Origin of the sequence: Mangrovibacter sp. MFB070 (assembly GCF_000705335.1) — a bacterium.
GTDB lineage: Bacteria > Pseudomonadota > Gammaproteobacteria > Enterobacterales > Enterobacteriaceae > Mangrovibacter > Mangrovibacter plantisponsor.
This window is the reverse complement of sequence record NZ_JJMI01000050.1, coordinates 200,739-217,398: the sequence shown is the minus strand read 5'-3', so window position 1 is coordinate 217,398 and position 16,660 is coordinate 200,739. Positions and strand designations below refer to the sequence as shown.

Annotated in this window: 19 protein-coding genes; 18 read left to right on the top strand and 1 reads right to left on the bottom strand. The window is 54.4% G+C overall.

Features of this window, described 5'->3' with window-relative positions; translation table 11 throughout:
- Positions 1-747 precede the first annotated feature (747 nt).
- The gene (locus tag DT73_RS21955; RefSeq protein WP_036115210.1) at positions 748-1,560 is read right to left on the bottom strand and encodes an MIP/aquaporin family protein; all 813 of its coding nucleotides are present in this window, start codon (positions 1,558-1,560) and stop codon (positions 748-750) included.
- Positions 1,561-2,174: 614 nt separating this feature from the next.
- Between DT73_RS21955 and pduA the strand changes: the two genes are divergently transcribed.
- Genes pduA through pduU form a run of 18 tightly spaced genes read left to right on the top strand, consistent with a single transcriptional unit; the run spans position 2,175 to position 16,658 of the window.
- On the top strand, positions 2,175-2,462 hold the full coding sequence (pduA, locus tag DT73_RS21950; RefSeq protein ID WP_036115207.1) for a propanediol utilization microcompartment protein PduA: 288 nt from the start codon (positions 2,175-2,177) through the stop codon (positions 2,460-2,462).
- Positions 2,459-3,271 carry a propanediol utilization microcompartment protein PduB gene (gene pduB / locus DT73_RS21945; RefSeq protein WP_036115206.1) on the top strand — a complete coding sequence of 271 codons (813 nt, stop codon included), beginning with the start codon at positions 2,459-2,461 and terminating at the stop codon, positions 3,269-3,271. Before pduA ends, pduB begins: the two co-directional genes overlap by 4 nt.
- 17 nt (positions 3,272-3,288) lie before the next feature.
- A complete protein-coding gene (pduC, locus tag DT73_RS21940) occupies positions 3,289-4,953 on the top strand; it encodes a propanediol dehydratase large subunit PduC (protein WP_036115202.1) in 1,665 nt (554 codons plus the stop codon).
- 10 nt (positions 4,954-4,963) lie between these two features.
- The gene (locus tag DT73_RS21935; protein ID WP_036115199.1) at positions 4,964-5,644 is read left to right on the top strand and encodes a propanediol/glycerol family dehydratase medium subunit; all 681 of its coding nucleotides are present in this window, start codon (positions 4,964-4,966) and stop codon (positions 5,642-5,644) included.
- Positions 5,645-5,655: 11 nt separating this feature from the next.
- A complete protein-coding gene (pduE, locus tag DT73_RS21930; RefSeq protein ID WP_036115196.1) occupies positions 5,656-6,186 on the top strand; it encodes a propanediol dehydratase small subunit PduE in 531 nt (176 codons plus the stop codon).
- A gap of 17 nt (positions 6,187-6,203) precedes the next feature.
- A complete protein-coding gene (locus DT73_RS21925) occupies positions 6,204-8,030 on the top strand; it encodes a diol dehydratase reactivase subunit alpha (RefSeq protein ID WP_036115194.1) in 1,827 nt (608 codons plus the stop codon).
- Complete coding sequence (locus DT73_RS21920) at positions 8,027-8,368, top strand: glycerol dehydratase reactivase beta/small subunit family protein (RefSeq protein ID WP_036115191.1); 342 nt, start codon at positions 8,027-8,029, stop codon at positions 8,366-8,368. The genes DT73_RS21925 and DT73_RS21920 overlap by 4 nt, the downstream gene beginning before the upstream one ends.
- Positions 8,369-8,398: 30 nt before the next feature.
- Entirely contained in the window at positions 8,399-8,674 is a 276-nt protein-coding gene (pduJ, locus tag DT73_RS21915) for a propanediol utilization microcompartment protein PduJ (RefSeq protein WP_036115188.1), read from the top strand.
- A gap of 23 nt (positions 8,675-8,697) precedes the next feature.
- Positions 8,698-9,285: a BMC domain-containing protein gene (locus DT73_RS27110; RefSeq protein ID WP_036115186.1), complete on the top strand. Its 588-nt coding sequence runs from the start codon at positions 8,698-8,700 to the stop codon at positions 9,283-9,285.
- An 11-nt stretch (positions 9,286-9,296) separates the two neighbouring features.
- Positions 9,297-9,926 (top strand): phosphate propanoyltransferase, encoded by a 630-nt coding sequence (locus DT73_RS21905; RefSeq protein WP_036115183.1) that lies wholly within the window; start codon positions 9,297-9,299, stop codon positions 9,924-9,926.
- Complete coding sequence (gene pduM / locus DT73_RS21900; protein ID WP_051691512.1) at positions 9,923-10,483, top strand: PduM family microcompartment protein; 561 nt, start codon at positions 9,923-9,925, stop codon at positions 10,481-10,483. The genes DT73_RS21905 and pduM overlap by 4 nt, the downstream gene beginning before the upstream one ends.
- A gap of 3 nt (positions 10,484-10,486) precedes the next feature.
- The gene (locus tag DT73_RS21895) at positions 10,487-10,762 is read left to right on the top strand and encodes a EutN/CcmL family microcompartment protein (RefSeq protein WP_036115181.1); all 276 of its coding nucleotides are present in this window, start codon (positions 10,487-10,489) and stop codon (positions 10,760-10,762) included.
- Positions 10,763-10,779: 17 nt separating this feature from the next.
- Positions 10,780-11,832, top strand: coding sequence for a cob(I)yrinic acid a,c-diamide adenosyltransferase (locus tag DT73_RS21890; protein WP_051691511.1), 1,053 nt, complete (start codon positions 10,780-10,782; stop codon positions 11,830-11,832).
- Between the two features lie 20 nt (positions 11,833-11,852).
- Positions 11,853-13,244, top strand: coding sequence for an aldehyde dehydrogenase family protein (locus tag DT73_RS21885; RefSeq protein ID WP_036115179.1), 1,392 nt, complete (start codon positions 11,853-11,855; stop codon positions 13,242-13,244).
- 14 nt (positions 13,245-13,258) lie between these two features.
- Positions 13,259-14,371 carry a 1-propanol dehydrogenase PduQ gene (locus DT73_RS21880; protein ID WP_036115176.1) on the top strand — a complete coding sequence of 371 codons (1,113 nt, stop codon included), beginning with the start codon at positions 13,259-13,261 and terminating at the stop codon, positions 14,369-14,371.
- On the top strand, positions 14,368-15,741 hold the full coding sequence (locus DT73_RS21875) for a 4Fe-4S dicluster domain-containing protein (RefSeq protein WP_036115174.1): 1,374 nt from the start codon (positions 14,368-14,370) through the stop codon (positions 15,739-15,741). The genes DT73_RS21880 and DT73_RS21875 overlap by 4 nt, the downstream gene beginning before the upstream one ends.
- Positions 15,742-15,744: 3 nt before the next feature.
- Positions 15,745-16,302, top strand: a complete 558-nt coding sequence (locus DT73_RS21870; protein ID WP_036115172.1) for a BMC domain-containing protein — start codon at positions 15,745-15,747, stop codon at positions 16,300-16,302.
- Complete coding sequence (gene pduU / locus DT73_RS21865; protein ID WP_036115168.1) at positions 16,302-16,658, top strand: propanediol utilization microcompartment protein PduU; 357 nt, start codon at positions 16,302-16,304, stop codon at positions 16,656-16,658. The genes DT73_RS21870 and pduU overlap by 1 nt, the downstream gene beginning before the upstream one ends.
- Positions 16,659-16,660 lie beyond the last annotated feature (2 nt).

Sequence of the window (16,660 nt, the reverse complement as noted above, 5' to 3'; positions counted from 1 at the left end):
CTGTATGCACCCCATGTACTGCGCATGAGTTTTTCATACTTCATACATCACACTTCATATCGCTGGCATACCGATATTCTGGTTCACAGGCTTGCCTGACTGTTATGCGCACAACTAATTCGCACAATTAATTCACACAACTAACGTCGTACAACTGATATCGCACAACTACCTGTGGTGGCTCTTCCTGGCGGCGCACTTAACAACCCCCGGTTAAACGGTTCCAGCCCCAATATTATCCGGCGACGCTATTAGCAGGCCCCAGGTAGAAAGTTACATTTTAGTTAATTAAAATTAGCCAAAATGTTTCACCCTAAGTATTTTTTACTGCCCGACTCATTACGTGCAGTAAATTCCTTGCAAGAGGTAGTCTCATTCTCAAATGGAATACCTCCGGCCGCCATAACAATGGTTGATAATATCAGTAACAGGCAACCTCGTAGTGGCCTGTATGTCACAAAAAACAGTAACTTTTTACATACTGAAAATGAAACTGTTCAGCAGTTTAGAACTATTTTGCTAATTCCTTTTCATTACTCAACTCGTTAATTAGCGTGACTAATAAAAACTGAGGTATTAAAAATGCGTATTACTGCTTTTGCTTGTGTGGCTGAAAACCCCCAGGAGGGAGCCTGCTTAAACATAACAGGCCACCTGGTTACCTGGGAGAAAAAATCTCAATTACATGAAAACGGATCACAAAATATTTTATAAAATTTCACCAGTTACGTTTTTTTTGCGAGCCGCTCAGACCGTTTTCTTTTCATCCGTTTTACAGGTATTACAGGGCAGGTTTTTCCCTATGAGGTAGCTATAACAGGCAGCGCCCAGGCAGGCACCCACCACAGGGGCAATAATCGGAATAAAAAAGTACGGGATATCACGCCCGCCGGTCATTGCTATTTTCCCCCAACCCGCAAAAAAGGTGAAAATTTTCGGGCCAAAGTCACGCGCGGGGTTCATGGCAAACCCGGTTAGCGGGCCCATAGCGGCACCGATAACCGCCACCAGAATACCAATCAGCAGTGGCCCCAGTGCACCACGCGGCACGCCGTTACCGTCATCGGTCAGCGCCATAATCAGGCACATTAAAATCGACGTAATCACCACTTCCACCAGCGCGGCCTGCCAGACACTGATGTCTGCCGCCGGGTAGGTACTGAAAATGCTGGCAAGTTGCAGGCTTTCCTGGCTACCACGCACCATTTGGTGGGCGGCTTCATAATCCAGGAACATGTTACGGTAGAGAAAATATGCCAGTGCCGCGCCACAGAACGCCCCGGCAATCTGGGCTATGCTGTACGGCAGCACTTTTTTACCGGGGAAACAGGCAAACAGCCAAAGCGCAACGGTAATTGCCGGGTTCAGGTGCGCGCCGGAGATCCCGGCAGTGAGGTAAACCGCCAGGGAAATACCCAGCCCCCACACCACGCAGATTTCCCACAGACCAAAGCTGGCGCCAGCCACTTTTAATGCACAAAGGCAGCCAGCACCAAAGAATAAAAACAGCCCAGTTCCCAGAAATTCAGCAATACACTGTACCTTTAGTGAATCATTCATAATGTCACCTATTTTTTACCGGATGTTTCACCGGCGTATCACTACGCCAGGCAGGGTAACTCGCTATACCGCTTTTCACTGCGACACCAGGTGCCATGCAAAATAGCAAGAGGACAACGCGTTGAACTATAGAAATGCCGGGCCGGAAAGTGTTGGCTATCTGTGATACGGGCAAGCGCAAAAATTAGCCAGGGCATAACAAATTTTTGCTCATACTTTTTTAACCATACCCTTACTGGCCTGAGATATAACGCTATATCGCCAGTTGAAATAACAACATTATTTTGCGAATAAAATATAATTTATTTGCAGCCTCCCTCTCATTTATTCGCCATGTTTAATCGGCATTTCCTTTCACAGGAGGATATTTTTGCGAGAGGCATCTCAAATATAAAAAATACAGAATAAAAATTGTAAACCTGCAATGTTAAAAACGAATAAATACTATCACAAAAAATAAATAAAACTCAATAAAATCAAAATAATATAAAATTTAATGGCAATTTTTTATTATCGCCATATTAATAATTTTCCTAATAAATACCCAACACAGCCATTATTTTCAGTTGCTTATTTGTATAGTCAGAAAATTGTAAAAGTTTGCCGAGGTTTATATGCAACAAGAAGCGCTAGGAATGGTTGAAACAAAAGGATTAACCGCCGCCATAGAAGCCGCTGACGCCATGGTTAAATCCGCAAACGTTGAATTAATTGGCTACGAGAAAATTGGTTCCGGTTTGGTCACCGTCATGGTTCGTGGCGATGTTGGTGCCGTAACCGCAGCAACCGATGCCGGTGCAGCAGCCGCAGCAGCGGTGGGCGAAGTGAAATCCGTTCATGTTATTCCCCGCCCTCACTCAGAAGTCGAAAAATTCCTACCCAGCAAGGGAGTTAGCCAATGAGTACCAATGATCTGGTGGAACAAATCATGGCGCAGGTGATTGCCAAAGTGAACCACCTGGCATCACCGGCATCTCCCCCTGAATCACAAGAACCGAGAGGAAAGGCTATGGCCGAAAAGACCTGTAGTTTAACCGAGTTTGTCGGTACGGCCCCCGGTGACACCGTTGGCCTGGTTATCGCAAATGTTGACAGCGCGTTGCTGGAAGCAATGAAGCTTGAAAAGCGTTACCGCTCAATTGGCATTCTGGGGGCACGTACCGGTGCCGGGCCACATATTATGGCCGCAGACGAAGCCGTAAAAGCGACAAACACTGAAATTGTCAGCATTGAACTGCCGCGTGATACCAAAGGCGGTGCGGGTCATGGCTCACTGATTATTCTTGGGGCAAATGATGTCTCTGACGTAAAACGCGCCATCGAAGTTGCCCTGAAAGAGCTGGAACGGACATTTGGCGATGTCTATGCCAACGAAGCCGGTCATATTGAATTGCAGTACACCGCCCGCGCCAGCTACGCGCTGGAAAAAGCATTTGGTGCTCCGGTGGGTAAATCATGCGGTGTCATTGTTGGCGCTCCGGCGTCCATAGGCGTGCTGATGGCAGATACCGCGTTGAAATCAGCCAATGTGGATGTGGTTGCCTACAGCTCCCCTGCTCATGGCACAAGTTTCAGTAACGAAGCCATTCTGGTGATTTCCGGTGACTCCGGCGCAGTACGCCAGGCCGTTATCTCTGCCCGGGAAATCGGCAAAACCGTGCTGGGTACGATGGGTGATACGCCCAAAAATGACTTCCCCTCATATATTTGATATCAGGTGAGGCACTCATGAAATCAAAACGCTTTGAAGCGCTGGCGAAACGCCCTGTAAACCAGGACGGCTTTGTAAAAGAATGGATCGAGGAAGGCTTTATTGCCATGGAAAGCCCGAATGATCCCAAACCCTCCATTACCATTCAAAACGGCGTTGTCACCGAACTGGATGGCAAACCGCAGGCTGAGTTTGATCTGATTGATCACTTTATTGCCCGTTACGGCATCAATCTTGACCGTGCAAAAGAAGTGATGGCAATGGATTCCGTCAAACTGGCCAACATGCTGTGTGACCCGAATATTAAACGCAGCGAGATTGTCCCCCTTACCACCGCCATGACTCCGGCAAAAATTGTTGATGTGATGTCGCAAATGAATGTGGTGGAAATGATGATGGCGATGCAGAAAATGCGCGCCAGACGCACCCCTTCCCAACAAGCGCATGTCACTAACGTAAAAGATAACCCGGTACAAATTGCCGCCGATGCCGCAGAAGGTGCCTACCGCGGGTTTGATGAACAGGAAACCACTGTTGCCGTCGCCCGTTACGCGCCTTTTAACGCGATTGCGCTACTGGTGGGTTCACAGGTTGGGCGCCCGGGCGTACTCACCCAGTGTTCACTGGAAGAAGCTACCGAACTGAAACTGGGTATGCTGGGCCACACCTGCTATGCCGAAACCATTTCAGTTTACGGCACCGAACCCGTCTTCACCGATGGCGATGACACGCCCTGGTCTAAAGGGTTCCTTGCTTCATCCTATGCTTCCCGTGGGTTAAAAATGCGTTTTACATCGGGCTCTGGCTCGGAAGTGCAAATGGGTTATGCGCAGGGTAAATCCATGCTGTACCTGGAAGCACGCTGCATTTACATCACTAAAGCTGCAGGTGTGCAGGGGCTGCAAAATGGCTCAGTAAGCTGCATTGGTGTGCCCTCTGCTGTGCCATCCGGTATTCGTGCAGTGCTGGCCGAAAACTTAATTTGCGCCTCGCTGGATTTGGAATGCGCATCCAGTAATGACCAAACCTTTACTCACTCAGACATGCGCAGAACCGCGCGCCTCCTGATGCAGTTCCTGCCCGGCACTGACTTTATCTCTTCCGGTTATTCCGCCGTGCCGAACTACGACAACATGTTTGCGGGTTCCAATGAAGATGCCGAAGATTTCGACGACTACAACGTCATTCAGCGGGACCTGAAAGTAGACGGCGGGTTACGCCCGGTGCGGGAAGAAGATGTAGTTGCGGTCAGGAATAAAGCAGCGCGCGCCTTACAGGCGGTATTTGCCGGTATGGGCCTGCCGCCAATTACCGACAACGAAGTGGAAGCCGCCACTTACGCCCACGGTTCCAAAGACATGCCTGAGCGCAACATCGTCGAAGACATCAAATTCGCCCAGGAGATCATCAATAAAAACCGTAATGGCCTGGAAGTGGTTAAGGCACTGGCTCAGGGCGGGTTCCCCGATGTCGCCCAGGACATGCTGAATATGCAAAAAGCCAAGCTCACCGGTGATTACCTGCACACCTCCGCCATTATTGTTGGCGACGGCCAGGTGTTGTCTGCGGTTAACGATGTCAATGATTACGCTGGCCCGGCAACAGGCTACCGGTTGGAAGGCGCTCGTTGGGATGAAATCAAAAATATCCCGAATGCGCTCGATCCCAATACGCTGGGTTAAGGGGAAAAACATGGAAATCAATGAGCAACTACTGCGGCAAATAATTGAAGATGTGCTGAAAGATATGGGAACCACAGAAACCCAGGCGTCTTTTACTCAACCTGCGGCTTCTTCCTCCAGTGCGTCAACCGCCCCTTCACAACCTCAGGGTTCATTCCTGACTGAAACCGGTGAAGCCCGGCCTGGCACCGCGAAAGATGAAGTGGTGATTGCGGTTGGCCCGGCATTTGGGTTGTCGCAAACCGTAAATATTGTGGGGATCCCGCACAAAAGTATTCTGCGTGAAGTTATTGCCGGCATTGAAGAAGAAGGCATCAAAGCCCGTGTTATCCGCTGTTTTAAATCTTCCGATGTGGCATTTGTGGCTGTAGAAGGCAACCGCCTGAGTGGTTCCGGCATCTCGGTGGGGATTCAGTCTAAAGGCACCACGGTAATTCACCAGCGTGGTTTACCGCCGTTGTCTAACCTGGAACTGTTCCCCCAGGCACCGCTGTTAACCCTGGAAACCTACCGGCAAATAGGCAAAAACGCCGCGCGCTATGCACGCAATGAATCACCACAACCAGTGCCAACCCTCAATGACCAGATGGCGCGGCCTAAATACCAGGCGAAATCCGCCATTCTGCACATTAAAGAAACCAAATACGTAGTGAATGGCAAAAATGCCCAGGAACTACGGGTGAGTTTATGAGGGAGAACAGGATGAACGCTGAAGCAATTGAAACCATGGTGCGCGACGTGCTTAGCCGTATGAATAACCTGGCTGAACATGCTCCGGGCACGTCTGCGCCGCCTTCAGGCAGCGCGAACCCCCAACAGCAGGCGCGTGTCAGTGATTACCCACTGGCAAATAAACACCCGGAATGGGTGAAAACAGCCACCAATAAAACGCTGGACGACATTACGTTACAGAGCGTGCAGGCCGGGCAAATTACCGCCCAGGATATGCGTATTACACCAGAAACTCTGCGTATTCAGGCGGCCATTGCGCGTGATGCCGGGCGTGACCGGCTGGCAATGAATTTTGAGCGGGCCGCCGAACTCACTGCCGTACCGGATGACCGTATTCTGGAAATCTACAACGCACTACGCCCTTACCGCTCCACCAAAGAAGAGCTGATAGCCATTGCTGACGACCTGGACCACAGTTACCACGCAAAAACCTGTGCAGCATTTGTGCGGGAAGCGGCTGAGTTGTACGTACAGCGCCGCAAACTCAAAGGTGACGACTGAACAGTCAGAGGGTATTTATGCGCTATATCGCAGGTATTGATATTGGCAACGCCTCTACGGAAGTGGCACTGGCCTGCCAGCAGAGCAGTGGTGAACTGCGTGTTGTAGCCAGTGCCCTGGCGGAAACCACAGGAATAAAGGGCACATTGCGCAATGTGTTTGGTGTGCGCGAAGCCCTGGAGCAGGCAAGCCAAAAAGCCGGTATTCCCCTGAGCGATATAGCGCTGATCCGTATCAATGAAGCCACACCGGTAATTGGCGATGTGGCGATGGAGACCATCACCGAAACCATCATCACTGAATCCACCATGATAGGGCACAACCCCAAAACCCCGGGTGGTGCCGGGTTGGGTGTGGGCCTGACGATTACACCGGATGAACTGATGTCGCGCCCGGCAGACCAGAATTACATTCTGGTGGTTTCCGCCGGGTTTGACTTTGCCGATGTTGCACAAATCGTTAATTCTGCACGGCGGGCAGGCTACGCCATCACTGGCGTTATCCTGCAACGCGACGACGGCGTTCTGGTCAGTAACCGGTTAGAGCACCCTCTGCCTATTGTGGATGAAGTGCAGTTTATTGAACGCATTCCGTTAGGCATGCCCGCCGCAGTTGAAGTTGCCCTGCCCGGGCGGGTGATTGAAACATTGTCTAACCCCTACGGTATCGCCACTGTTTTCAGCCTGAATGCCAAAGAAACACAGAACGTGGTTCCCATGGCACGGGCATTAATTGGCAACCGCTCCGCCGTCGTGATTAAAACCCCGGAAGGCGATGTCAAAGCGCGCACCATTCCCGCCGGCCACCTTGAGTTACAGGCCGCCGGGCGGACTGCCCGGGTTGATGTTGCCGCCGGTGCCGAAGCAATTATGCAGGCGGTTAATTCACTACCGGCACTGGACAACGTAACAGGTGAAGCCGGGTCCAACATTGGTGGCATGCTGGAGCATGTGCGCCAGACCATGGCAGAGCTCACCAATAAACCAGCCAGTGAAATTGCCATTCAGGATGTACTGGCCGTAGATACCGCCGTACCGGTCAGTGTGACTGGTGGGCTGGCAGGAGAATTCGCCCTGGAACAGGCAGTGGGCATTGCTTCAATGGTGAAATCAGACCGGCTGCAAATGGCCCGGATTGCCCGCGAAATTGAGCAGACACTGCATGTCGAAGTACAAATTGGCGGAGCGGAAGCAGAAGCCGCCATTCTGGGCGCGCTGACCACCCCCGGCACCACTCGCCCACTGGCGATTCTTGACCTGGGCGCTGGCTCTACTGATGCCTCAATTATCAATGGCGAAGGCGACATCATTGCTACTCACCTGGCAGGCGCGGGGGATATGGTCACCATGATAATCAACCGCGAACTGGGTCTGGATGACCGCAACCTGGCCGAAGAAATCAAAAAATACCCGTTAGCAAAAGTAGAAAGCCTGTTTCACTTGCGCCATGAAGACGGCAGTGTGCAGTTTTTCCCCTCACCACTTTCGCCAGATGTGTTTGCCCGCTTATGCGTGGTGAAACCTGACGAACTGCTCCCCCTTCCCGGTGACCACTCACTGGAGAAAGTGCGCCAGATACGGCGCAGCGCAAAACAACGGGTATTTGTGACCAATGCGCTACGGGCGCTCGAGCGTGTCAGCCCCGGAGGCAACATTCGCAATATTCCTTTTGTGGTGCTGGTAGGCGGCTCTGCGCTGGATTTTGAAGTACCGCAACTGATTACCGATGCCCTGGCCCATTACCGACTGGTTGCCGGGCGCGGCAATATCCGTGCCTGTGAAGGCCCGCGCAACGCGGTTGCTACCGGGTTGATTTTGTCGGGTAACCCGGGAGGTCACTTATGACCCTGGCAGAAGAGAGCCCGGCCATTGTGGTGTTTGGTTCACAAACTACCGAAGCCCACTGGCAGGAAGTGTTGTGGGGCATTGAAGAAGAAGGCATCCCCTGGGTCTGGTACCCCACAGAGGAAGAAAGTGCGCTGGCGGAATCTGCCTGGCAAGCCGCCAGCCAGTCACCATTACGGGTTGGCATTGGCTGCAACCCACAGCAACTGTTCGTGCATTACCAGCATCTGGACGCAGCCACCCCGCTGTTCCGGCTGTTAACCACAGATTCACCAGCTGAGGCCAGGCGTACCGGCCACAATGCTGCCCGGCTGGTTAAAGGGTTACCGTTTAAGTAACCCATTGATTATCAACAGGAGAAATGCAGCATGAATAACGCACTGGGTCTGGTAGAAACAAAAGGTCTCGTTGGGGCCATTGAAGCGGCAGATGCCATGGTCAAATCGGCCAATGTGCAACTTGTCGGCTATGAAAAAATCGGGTCGGGGCTGGTCACCGTAATGGTACGCGGTGATGTTGGCGCCGTGAAAGCCGCCGTGGATGCAGGCTCTGCCGCCGCCAGCGCAGTTGGCGAAGTGAAATCAAGCCATGTTATCCCGCGTCCACACAGTGATGTAGAAGCCATTTTACCCACATCAGCCTGATCTGGCAGGTAAGGGAGAACACCGTGAAAGCATCTTTGGGGTTACTGGAAGTGAGTGGTCTGGCACTGGCAATTAACTGCGCAGATGCCATGGCGAAAGCGGCCAGTGTTTCACTGGCCGGGCTGGAGAAAGCCCGTGGTGGTGGCTGGACAGTGATCAAACTGTTAGGTGATGTCGCCTCTGTTCAGGCGGCCATTACAACAGGTGCAGCACTGGCTCGCCAGCACCAGGGCCTGGTATCCAGCAAGGTCATTCCCCGCCCGGCGGAAGGGTTAGCCATTTTTATCCCCACGCCTGGCACCCCTAAAGCCCCTTCACCGGCAGGAACGCCACAACCCGGTTCAGCCCCTGTCGCTCCCCAGGCACCAACGGATGCCGGGAGCGGCACAACTGAACCTGAACCCCCGGTCTCAGGCAGCGCACTCAACACCCTGGCTGAACCGCCGCAAACCGGCACACTCAGCCAGGAAGCGCCCCCAACCGTTGGTGGTGACGTACCTGTACAGGGAGACTCGCCCCCGGCACCAGCAACCTGCAATTTATGTGCAGACCCGCTTTGCCCACGGCACAAAGGTGAGCCCCATGCACAGTGTATTCATTACTCAAAATAAGGCATAGCAGGATGGATAAAGCGAACCTGGAAAAAGTTGTCACTCAGGTACTGGATGAAATGCGGGTACGCCCGCTTCCTGTGGGTGTATCCAGCCGTCATCTGCACCTGTGCCAGGCCGACTACGAACGCCTGTTTCCCAATGAGCCGTTGTCGGTCAAAAAGAACCTGCTGCAACCCGGGCAGTTTGCCGCCACGCAAAGTGTCACGCTTACCGGCCCGAAAGGCAGCCTGGAGCGGGTACGGCTACTGGGGCCATTGCGCAGCAAAAGCCAGGTGGAAATTTCACGCAGCGACGCTCGCCTGCTCGGAATTGATGCCCCTGTGCGCCTTTCCGGTGATATCGCTGGTACACCAGGCATTCGACTCTCCAGCCCTTATGGTGAAGTGATGCTGGCACAAGGCGTAATTGTGGCGAAACGCCATATTCATATGTCGCCCCTCGATGCCCTGGTAATGGGGGTGGTACATGGCCAGGCCGTCAATGTTGCCGTGCAAAGTGCCGGGCGGTCTCTGGTATTTAGCGACGTAATGATCCGGGTTTCGGAGGCCATGCAGCTTGAGTTCCATATTGATACCGACGAAGCCAATGCCGCTGGCGCAGACCAGCCCGGCTGTGTGGCAAGGCTGGTGCGTCCATGAACCTGCCACTGCCAGGCAACCCCTCGCCAGAAAACAATACTGGCAGAGAAGTGCTTGCGCACACGCCGGATGCCCGTTGGGTTGCCAGCGTGGTTGCCGAGGTGGTTGCCCGCCTGGCTGCCCGGGAGAACCAGGTTTTCACCACCACCGCGCAGCAACTGGCTCCAGGCCTGGCACCGGCAGATTTCACACGTTATGCCGAAGTGCATATTCGCCATGCGGATAACCACTTTCTGGCGCAACTGGCAGGGCAAAGCGGCGGTTCGCCCGCCATACAAAGCGTCTTAGGGGCACTGGCCTGGGGGCTCAGGGTACAGATTTCTTTGCACCCACAATTGCTTCCCAGCCTGCCCGTTAAAGCGCTGGCAAGAATGCCTGTGTCATTCAGTGATCTGGAAGGGCACACCATTTGGTTGTTGCCACAGGCCCTGATTAGTTACCGGGATATCGCCACCAAAAAACAGGGCTGGGTGGTGGTTTCCCGCCAGGCGCACCTTACCCCTCTGGCAAAAGAAACACTGGCACCTCACCAACTTCAACTGATCAGGCAGGAGTGAAATATGCAACTGGCAAGGGTTACGGGTTCTGTAGTGGCGACACAAAAATCGCCGTCCCTGACAGGGAAAAAACTGCTGCTGATCCGCAGAGTTACCCCCGAAGCACCGTGGCAGGCAGACCAAACGCAGCGTGAAGAAGTTGCAGTGGACTCCGTTGGGGCCGGTGAAGGCGAACTGGTTCTGGTTACCGGGGGCTCCAGCGCCCGGCATGTTTTTAGCGGCGCGAACGAAGCCATCGACCTGGCGATTGTCGCCATTGTTGATACGGTTTCGCGCTAAACAGGCGGGAAACAGATATGGCTATTTACACACGCACAGGTGACCACGGCGATACCGCGCTGTACACCGGCCAGCGGGTGAGCAAAAGCCACCCCCGTGTTGAAGCGTATGGCACGCTGGATGAACTGAATGCCACGCTCAGTCTGTGTTGGTGTGCAACCGTGCGTGAAGAAAACAAAGCGCAACTTACCCGGTTCCAGCAGCATTTGTTCTGGTTAAGTGCGGAGCTTGCCAGTGAGGCCAGCGACCCCGTTGCGGGGCGGCGTTATATCAGCAGTGAAGATATCAGCGAAATGGAACACACCATTGACCGCTGTATGGCGGCGGTCCCGGTCATAAAAAATTTCGTTCTGCCCGGGCGCTGTGAAGCAGCCAGCCGCCTGCATATTGCCCGCACGCTGGCAAGGCGGGCAGAGCGCCGCATGGTCGTGCTGGCCGGGAGCGTGCCCGTGCGCCAGGTTGCCATGCAGTACATCAACCGTCTTTCAGATTGCCTGTATGCCCTGGCAAGGGACGAAGACCACCTGGCGGTGATAAACCAGGTTACCCAGACCATTTTGCAACGCTACCAGCAGGCACTGGCAACCAGCGCCACAGAAGGTACGCCTGCTACTGCCCCAGCGCAGTGCCCGGCCCCCGGCATACTGGCATTTGGCGTGATTCACCAAATGGCCTGCGCTGCAATGGGTGCTGCAAAAGAAGCCGGTGTTCCTGTGGTATTCAGCCTGGTGGATTCCCATGGCAATTTACTGTTTACCTGGAGAATGCCTGGCGCACTGCTGGTCAGTTGCGAGCTTGCGCCCAAAAAAGCCTGGTCTGCAGTGGCACTGAAAGCCCCCACTCACACACTCGGTACTGCCACCCAACCCGGTGGGCCACTGTATGAACTGGCCAGCAGTATGGCTGGCAAAGTTGTGACTTTTGGTGGCGGCTACCCGTTATGGCAGGCAGGCACGCTGCTTGGCGGGCTGGGGATTAGCGGCGGTACTGTTGAACAGGATATGGCTATTGCACGCGCGGCTCTGGTCTGTGCGCATTTCAGTGATGAAACCGCGCCCGGCCAGCAATAAATGGCGATGAGGAAAAACGAATGAACAATACAGAACTGGAAACCCTGATTCGGGCGATTGTCACCCAGAAGTTATCGGGCAGTGAAGCACCCTCGCCCGCCTGCAATGGTGTTTTCCCTGATGTGGGCAGCGCCGTTCAGGCCGCACACCAGGCATTTTTGCGCTACCAGCAATCACCCCTGAAAACCCGCAGTGCCATTATTCGTGCATTGCGCAGTGAACTGGGCCCACAGCTGCAACATTTTTCCGACGCCGGTGCCACTGAGACCGGTATGGGGAATGCTGCAGATAAATACCTGAAAAACAAAGCCGCGCTGGAAAACACCCCGGGAGTGGAAGACCTGACCACCACTGCGCTCACCGGTGATGGCGGCATGGTGCTGTTTGAATACTCACCGTTTGGCGTGATTGGCGCAATTACCCCCAGCACCAACCCGACAGAAACCATTATCAATAACAGCATCAGCATGCTGGCTGCGGGCAACAGTATTTATTTCAGCCCTCACCCTGGCGCCAAAGAAGTTTCGCTTGAACTAATAAGCCTGATTGAGTCTGTGGCATTTAAATGCAGCGGTATTCGTAATCTGGTGGTAACCGTAGCAGAGCCCACCTTTGAAGCCACCCAGCAAATGATGCGCCATGAAAACATTGCCTTGCTGGCGATTACCGGTGGCCCGGCCATTGTCAGCATGGGGATGAAAAGCGGCAAAAAAGTGATTGGTGCCGGTGCTGGCAACCCACCCTGCCTGGTAGATGAAACCGCAGATATCGTTAAAGCTGCGCAGGACATTGTGAGCGGTGCTGCATTTGACTACAACCTGCCCTGTATTGCTGAGAAAAGCGTGATTGTGGTGGACTGCGTGGCAGACCGGCTGGTTCAGCAAATGCAGGCCTTTGATGCCCTGCTGGTTACCCCTGAACAGGCAGAAAAGCTCAAACATGTGTGCCTGGTGCCAGATGGCGGCGCCAATAAACAACTGGTGGGTAAAAGCGCCGCAGCGCTGTTAACCGCAGCGGGTATTCCGGTGCCCGGCAAAGCCCCGCGCCTGCTGTTGGCGGAAGTTGCCGCTGATGACCCACTGGTAACCACCGAGCAACTGATGCCTTTGCTGCCTGTGGTGCGCGTACCTGATTTTGATGCCGGGCTGCAACTGGCACTGAAAGTGGAACACGGGCTGCACCACACAGCCATTATGCACTCTGAAAATGTCTCGCGGCTCAACCTGGCAGCCCGCCTGTTGCAAACCTCTATTTTTGTTAAAAACGGCCCGTCTTATGCCGGGATTGGCGTGGGAGGCGAAGGCTTTACCACGTTTACCATCGCCACCCCCACTGGCGAAGGCACGACATCTGCCCGCACTTTCGCCCGCTCACGGCGCTGTGTGTTAACCAATGGTTTTTCAATCCGGTGAGTGAGGCCGCCTTCATGAACAGCTTTTTTCTGCAAACGCGAATTATCACGGGAGAAGGCAGCCTGCAAGCGCTGGCACGTTTTCACAACAAGCGTATCTGGGTGATTTGCGACCGCTTTCTGGCTACTTCGCCATTACTGGATTTACTCCGTGATGCGTTGCCCAATGACAACCAGTTAAGCGTGTTCAGCGATATTACGCCAGACCCAACCATTCAAACGGTAACCGCCGGGATTGGGCAGATGCTTGAACTGAAACCGGAAATCGTCATTGGGTTTGGCGGTGGTTCAGCCATGGATGCCGCCAAAGCCATTGTCTGGTTTTGCCGCCAGAAAGGCACCGGGATTGAAACCTGCGTTGCCATTCCCACCACCAGCGGAACTGGCTCGGAAGTGACCAGCGCCTGTGTTATCAGCGACCCGGCGCGCGGGGTTAAATACCCGCTGTTTGATGATGCCATCTACCCGGATATTGCCATTCTGGACCCGCGCCTGGTAGTCAGTGTGCCTGCGGCTATCACCGCCAACACCGGCATGGATGTGCTGACGCATGCTCTGGAAGCGTGGGTTTCACCACACGCCAGCGACTTCACCGATGCGCTGGCAGAAAAAGCCGTTCGCCTGGTGTTCCGCTACCTGCCCACGGCCTGCCACAAAGGTGAGTGCGTTATCACCCGCGGCAAAATGCACAATGCCTCCACACTGGCAGGAATGGCTTTCAGCCAGGCCGGGTTGGGCCTGAACCATGCCATTGCACACCAGTTGGGCGGGCAATTCCATATTGCGCACGGGCTGGCGAATGCCCTGCTGATGATCCCGGTGATCCGCTATAACTGTGGTGATCCACGCGCTGCGAAGCGTTATGCCCGGCTGGCGCGGGAGTGCCAGTTATGCCCGGAAGGCCATTCTGACACTGCTGCCATTCACGCGTTGCAACATGCGATTGGGCAGCTCCAAAAACAGTGTGCCATTCCCGGTATCCGCGATGTTCTGGGTAAGCAGGCCGCGCAGTGGGAAGCAAAAATTCCGGAAATGGTGCAGGCGGCGCTGGCTGATGTCACGTTGCGCACCACACCCCGCCCGGCCAGCGGCGAGGCGATTCAGGCTTTACTGGAGGAACTGCTATGAATGCACTTGCCTTAGCAGGCACTGAAACCGCTACCCGGTTGCAGTGCACAGACCCGGCAGAAATCCGCGCCAGAGTGCAGCAGGCTGGTGTGGTGGGTGCTGGCGGGGCGGGTTTCCCCACTGCCGTTAAATTACAGGCGCAGGTGGATACTTTTTTAGTTAACGCCGCAGAATGCGAGCCCCTGTTGAAAGTGGACCAGCAACTGATTCCCTGGCAGGCAGGCCGCCTGATACGTGGGCTGGGTTACGCGATGGTGGCAACCGGTGCGCGCCAGGGCATTATTGCTCTGAAAGCCAAATATCACGCGGCTATTGAAGCACTGGAGCCTCTGTTACCAGACCATATCCGTTTGCATATTCTGCCCGATGTCTACCCGGCCGGAGATGAAGTGATCACTATCTGGCAGGCTACTGGCCGCCGGGTTCCCGCAGGTGAACTGCCCATGAAAGTGGGCGTGGTAGTGAACAATGTGCAAACACTGCTCAATGTTGCCCGTGCAGTAGAACAACAGTGGCCGGTAACCCGCCGCACACTGACCGTGAACGGCGCTGTGCACCAGCCAGTAACGTTAACTGTTCCCCTGGGTATGCCACTGCGTGAAGTCCTGGCCTGTGCAGGCGGCGCAACGGTTAACGACCCGGGTTTTATTAACGGCGGCCCAATGATGGGTAGCCTGCTGACCGACCTTGACAGCCCGGTGACCAAAACCACCGGTGGGTTGCTGGTGTTACCTAAAAACCACCCATTGATTCAGCGGCGCATGCGCAGTGACCGGGACATTCTTGCCATTGCCCGGACCGTGTGCGAGCAGTGCCGTTTGTGCACCGAACTCTGCCCGCGCCATATTATTGGGCATGAACTCTCGCCGCACTTGCTGGTGCGCGCGGTGAATTACCCGCAGGTGGCCACGCCCCAGGCACTGGCAAGCGCCCTGACCTGTTCCGAATGCAATGTATGTGAAAGTGTCGCCTGCCCGGTAGATATCTCCCCCATGCGCGTTAACAAGCTGCTCAAACAACAACTCCGTGCTGCCGGGATGCGTTACCAGGGGGAACTGCATGGCGAAGACCCATTAGCGAACTACCGCCTGGTACCCATTCAACGGTTAATACAAAAACTGCAACTGACTGAGTGGTACCACCCAGCCCCTTTGCACTATGAGGAGCCGCAACCACAACAAGTCACACTGCTGTTACGCCAGCATATTGGCAGCCCGGCCAGCGCCTGCGTGCAGGAAGGGGAACAGGTTGAGCGCGGGCAGTGCATTGCCCAGGTACCTGAGGGTGCATTGGGTGCACCGGTGCATGCCAGCATCAGCGGCACAGTACAACAGGTTACTCCCCAGGCCATTACGCTTTTACGAGGTTAAAACATGTCGCAATCCATTGGTATTCTGGAATTGACCAGCATTGCAAAAGGCATTGAGCTGGCGGATTTAATGCTAAAAAGCGCGGGCGTAACCTTACTTGCCAGCAAAACCCTGTGCCCGGGGAAATACCTGGTGATTCTGGGTGGCGATGTTGGCGCAGTACAACAGAGTATTGCCAGTGGCACACAACAGGCTGGCGATACTTTAGTGGACAGCATGGTGATCCCCCGCCTGCACCCTTCTATTTTACCGGCAATAAGTGGGCTGACACCGGTAGATCAGCGCCAGTCTGTCGGGGTGGTAGAAACCTGGAGTGTCGCGGCCTGTGTGGAAGCGGCCGATGCCGCCGTCAAAGCCGCCAATGTTACGTTGATGCGTATTCATATGGCGTTTGGTATTGGCGGCAAATGCTACATGGTGCTGGCTGGTGAGGTTTCTGATGTGCGCAATGCGGTACAGGTTGCCAGCGACGCCGCAGGCGCTAAAGGCCTGCTGGTTAACCGCTGCGTGATTCCCCGCCCCCATGATGCCCTGTGGCGCCAACTGGTGCAGGAGGCATAATGGCAGACACCCATGAACATACCCCGGAGCGGATGATTCAGGAATATGTGCCCGGGAAACAGATAACCCTGGCGCACCTGATAGCCAACCCTAACCACAGCCTGTACAAAAAACTGGGCCTGGATGAACACGCCAGCGCCATTGGTATTCTCACCATCACACCCAGTGAAGCCGCCATTATTGCCTGTGATGTCGCTACCAAATCTGGCGCGGTCGAAATCGGTTTTATTGACCGGTTTACCGGTGCCGTGGTTCTGACTGGCGATGTTTCCGCAGTGGAATACGCCCTGCGCCAGGTTACCCGGGCGCTGGGGGAAACCCTTCATTTCACCACCTGCCAACTTACCCGGAGCTGACT

Coding starts and splice junctions, on each gene's coding strand:
- DT73_RS21955 (WP_036115210.1), bottom strand. CDS start 1,560: ATGAATGATTCACTAAAGGTACAGTGTATTGCTGAATTTCTGGGAACT.
- pduA (WP_036115207.1), top strand. CDS start 2,175: ATGCAACAAGAAGCGCTAGGAATGGTTGAAACAAAAGGATTAACCGCC.
- pduB (WP_036115206.1), top strand. CDS start 2,459: ATGAGTACCAATGATCTGGTGGAACAAATCATGGCGCAGGTGATTGCC.
- pduC (WP_036115202.1), top strand. CDS start 3,289: ATGAAATCAAAACGCTTTGAAGCGCTGGCGAAACGCCCTGTAAACCAG.
- DT73_RS21935 (WP_036115199.1), top strand. CDS start 4,964: ATGGAAATCAATGAGCAACTACTGCGGCAAATAATTGAAGATGTGCTG.
- pduE (WP_036115196.1), top strand. CDS start 5,656: ATGAACGCTGAAGCAATTGAAACCATGGTGCGCGACGTGCTTAGCCGT.
- DT73_RS21925 (WP_036115194.1), top strand. CDS start 6,204: ATGCGCTATATCGCAGGTATTGATATTGGCAACGCCTCTACGGAAGTG.
- DT73_RS21920 (WP_036115191.1), top strand. CDS start 8,027: ATGACCCTGGCAGAAGAGAGCCCGGCCATTGTGGTGTTTGGTTCACAA.
- pduJ (WP_036115188.1), top strand. CDS start 8,399: ATGAATAACGCACTGGGTCTGGTAGAAACAAAAGGTCTCGTTGGGGCC.
- DT73_RS21905 (WP_036115183.1), top strand. CDS start 9,297: ATGGATAAAGCGAACCTGGAAAAAGTTGTCACTCAGGTACTGGATGAA.
- pduM (WP_051691512.1), top strand. CDS start 9,923: ATGAACCTGCCACTGCCAGGCAACCCCTCGCCAGAAAACAATACTGGC.
- DT73_RS21895 (WP_036115181.1), top strand. CDS start 10,487: ATGCAACTGGCAAGGGTTACGGGTTCTGTAGTGGCGACACAAAAATCG.
- DT73_RS21890 (WP_051691511.1), top strand. CDS start 10,780: ATGGCTATTTACACACGCACAGGTGACCACGGCGATACCGCGCTGTAC.
- DT73_RS21885 (WP_036115179.1), top strand. CDS start 11,853: ATGAACAATACAGAACTGGAAACCCTGATTCGGGCGATTGTCACCCAG.
- DT73_RS21880 (WP_036115176.1), top strand. CDS start 13,259: ATGAACAGCTTTTTTCTGCAAACGCGAATTATCACGGGAGAAGGCAGC.
- DT73_RS21875 (WP_036115174.1), top strand. CDS start 14,368: ATGAATGCACTTGCCTTAGCAGGCACTGAAACCGCTACCCGGTTGCAG.
- DT73_RS21870 (WP_036115172.1), top strand. CDS start 15,745: ATGTCGCAATCCATTGGTATTCTGGAATTGACCAGCATTGCAAAAGGC.
- pduU (WP_036115168.1), top strand. CDS start 16,302: ATGGCAGACACCCATGAACATACCCCGGAGCGGATGATTCAGGAATAT.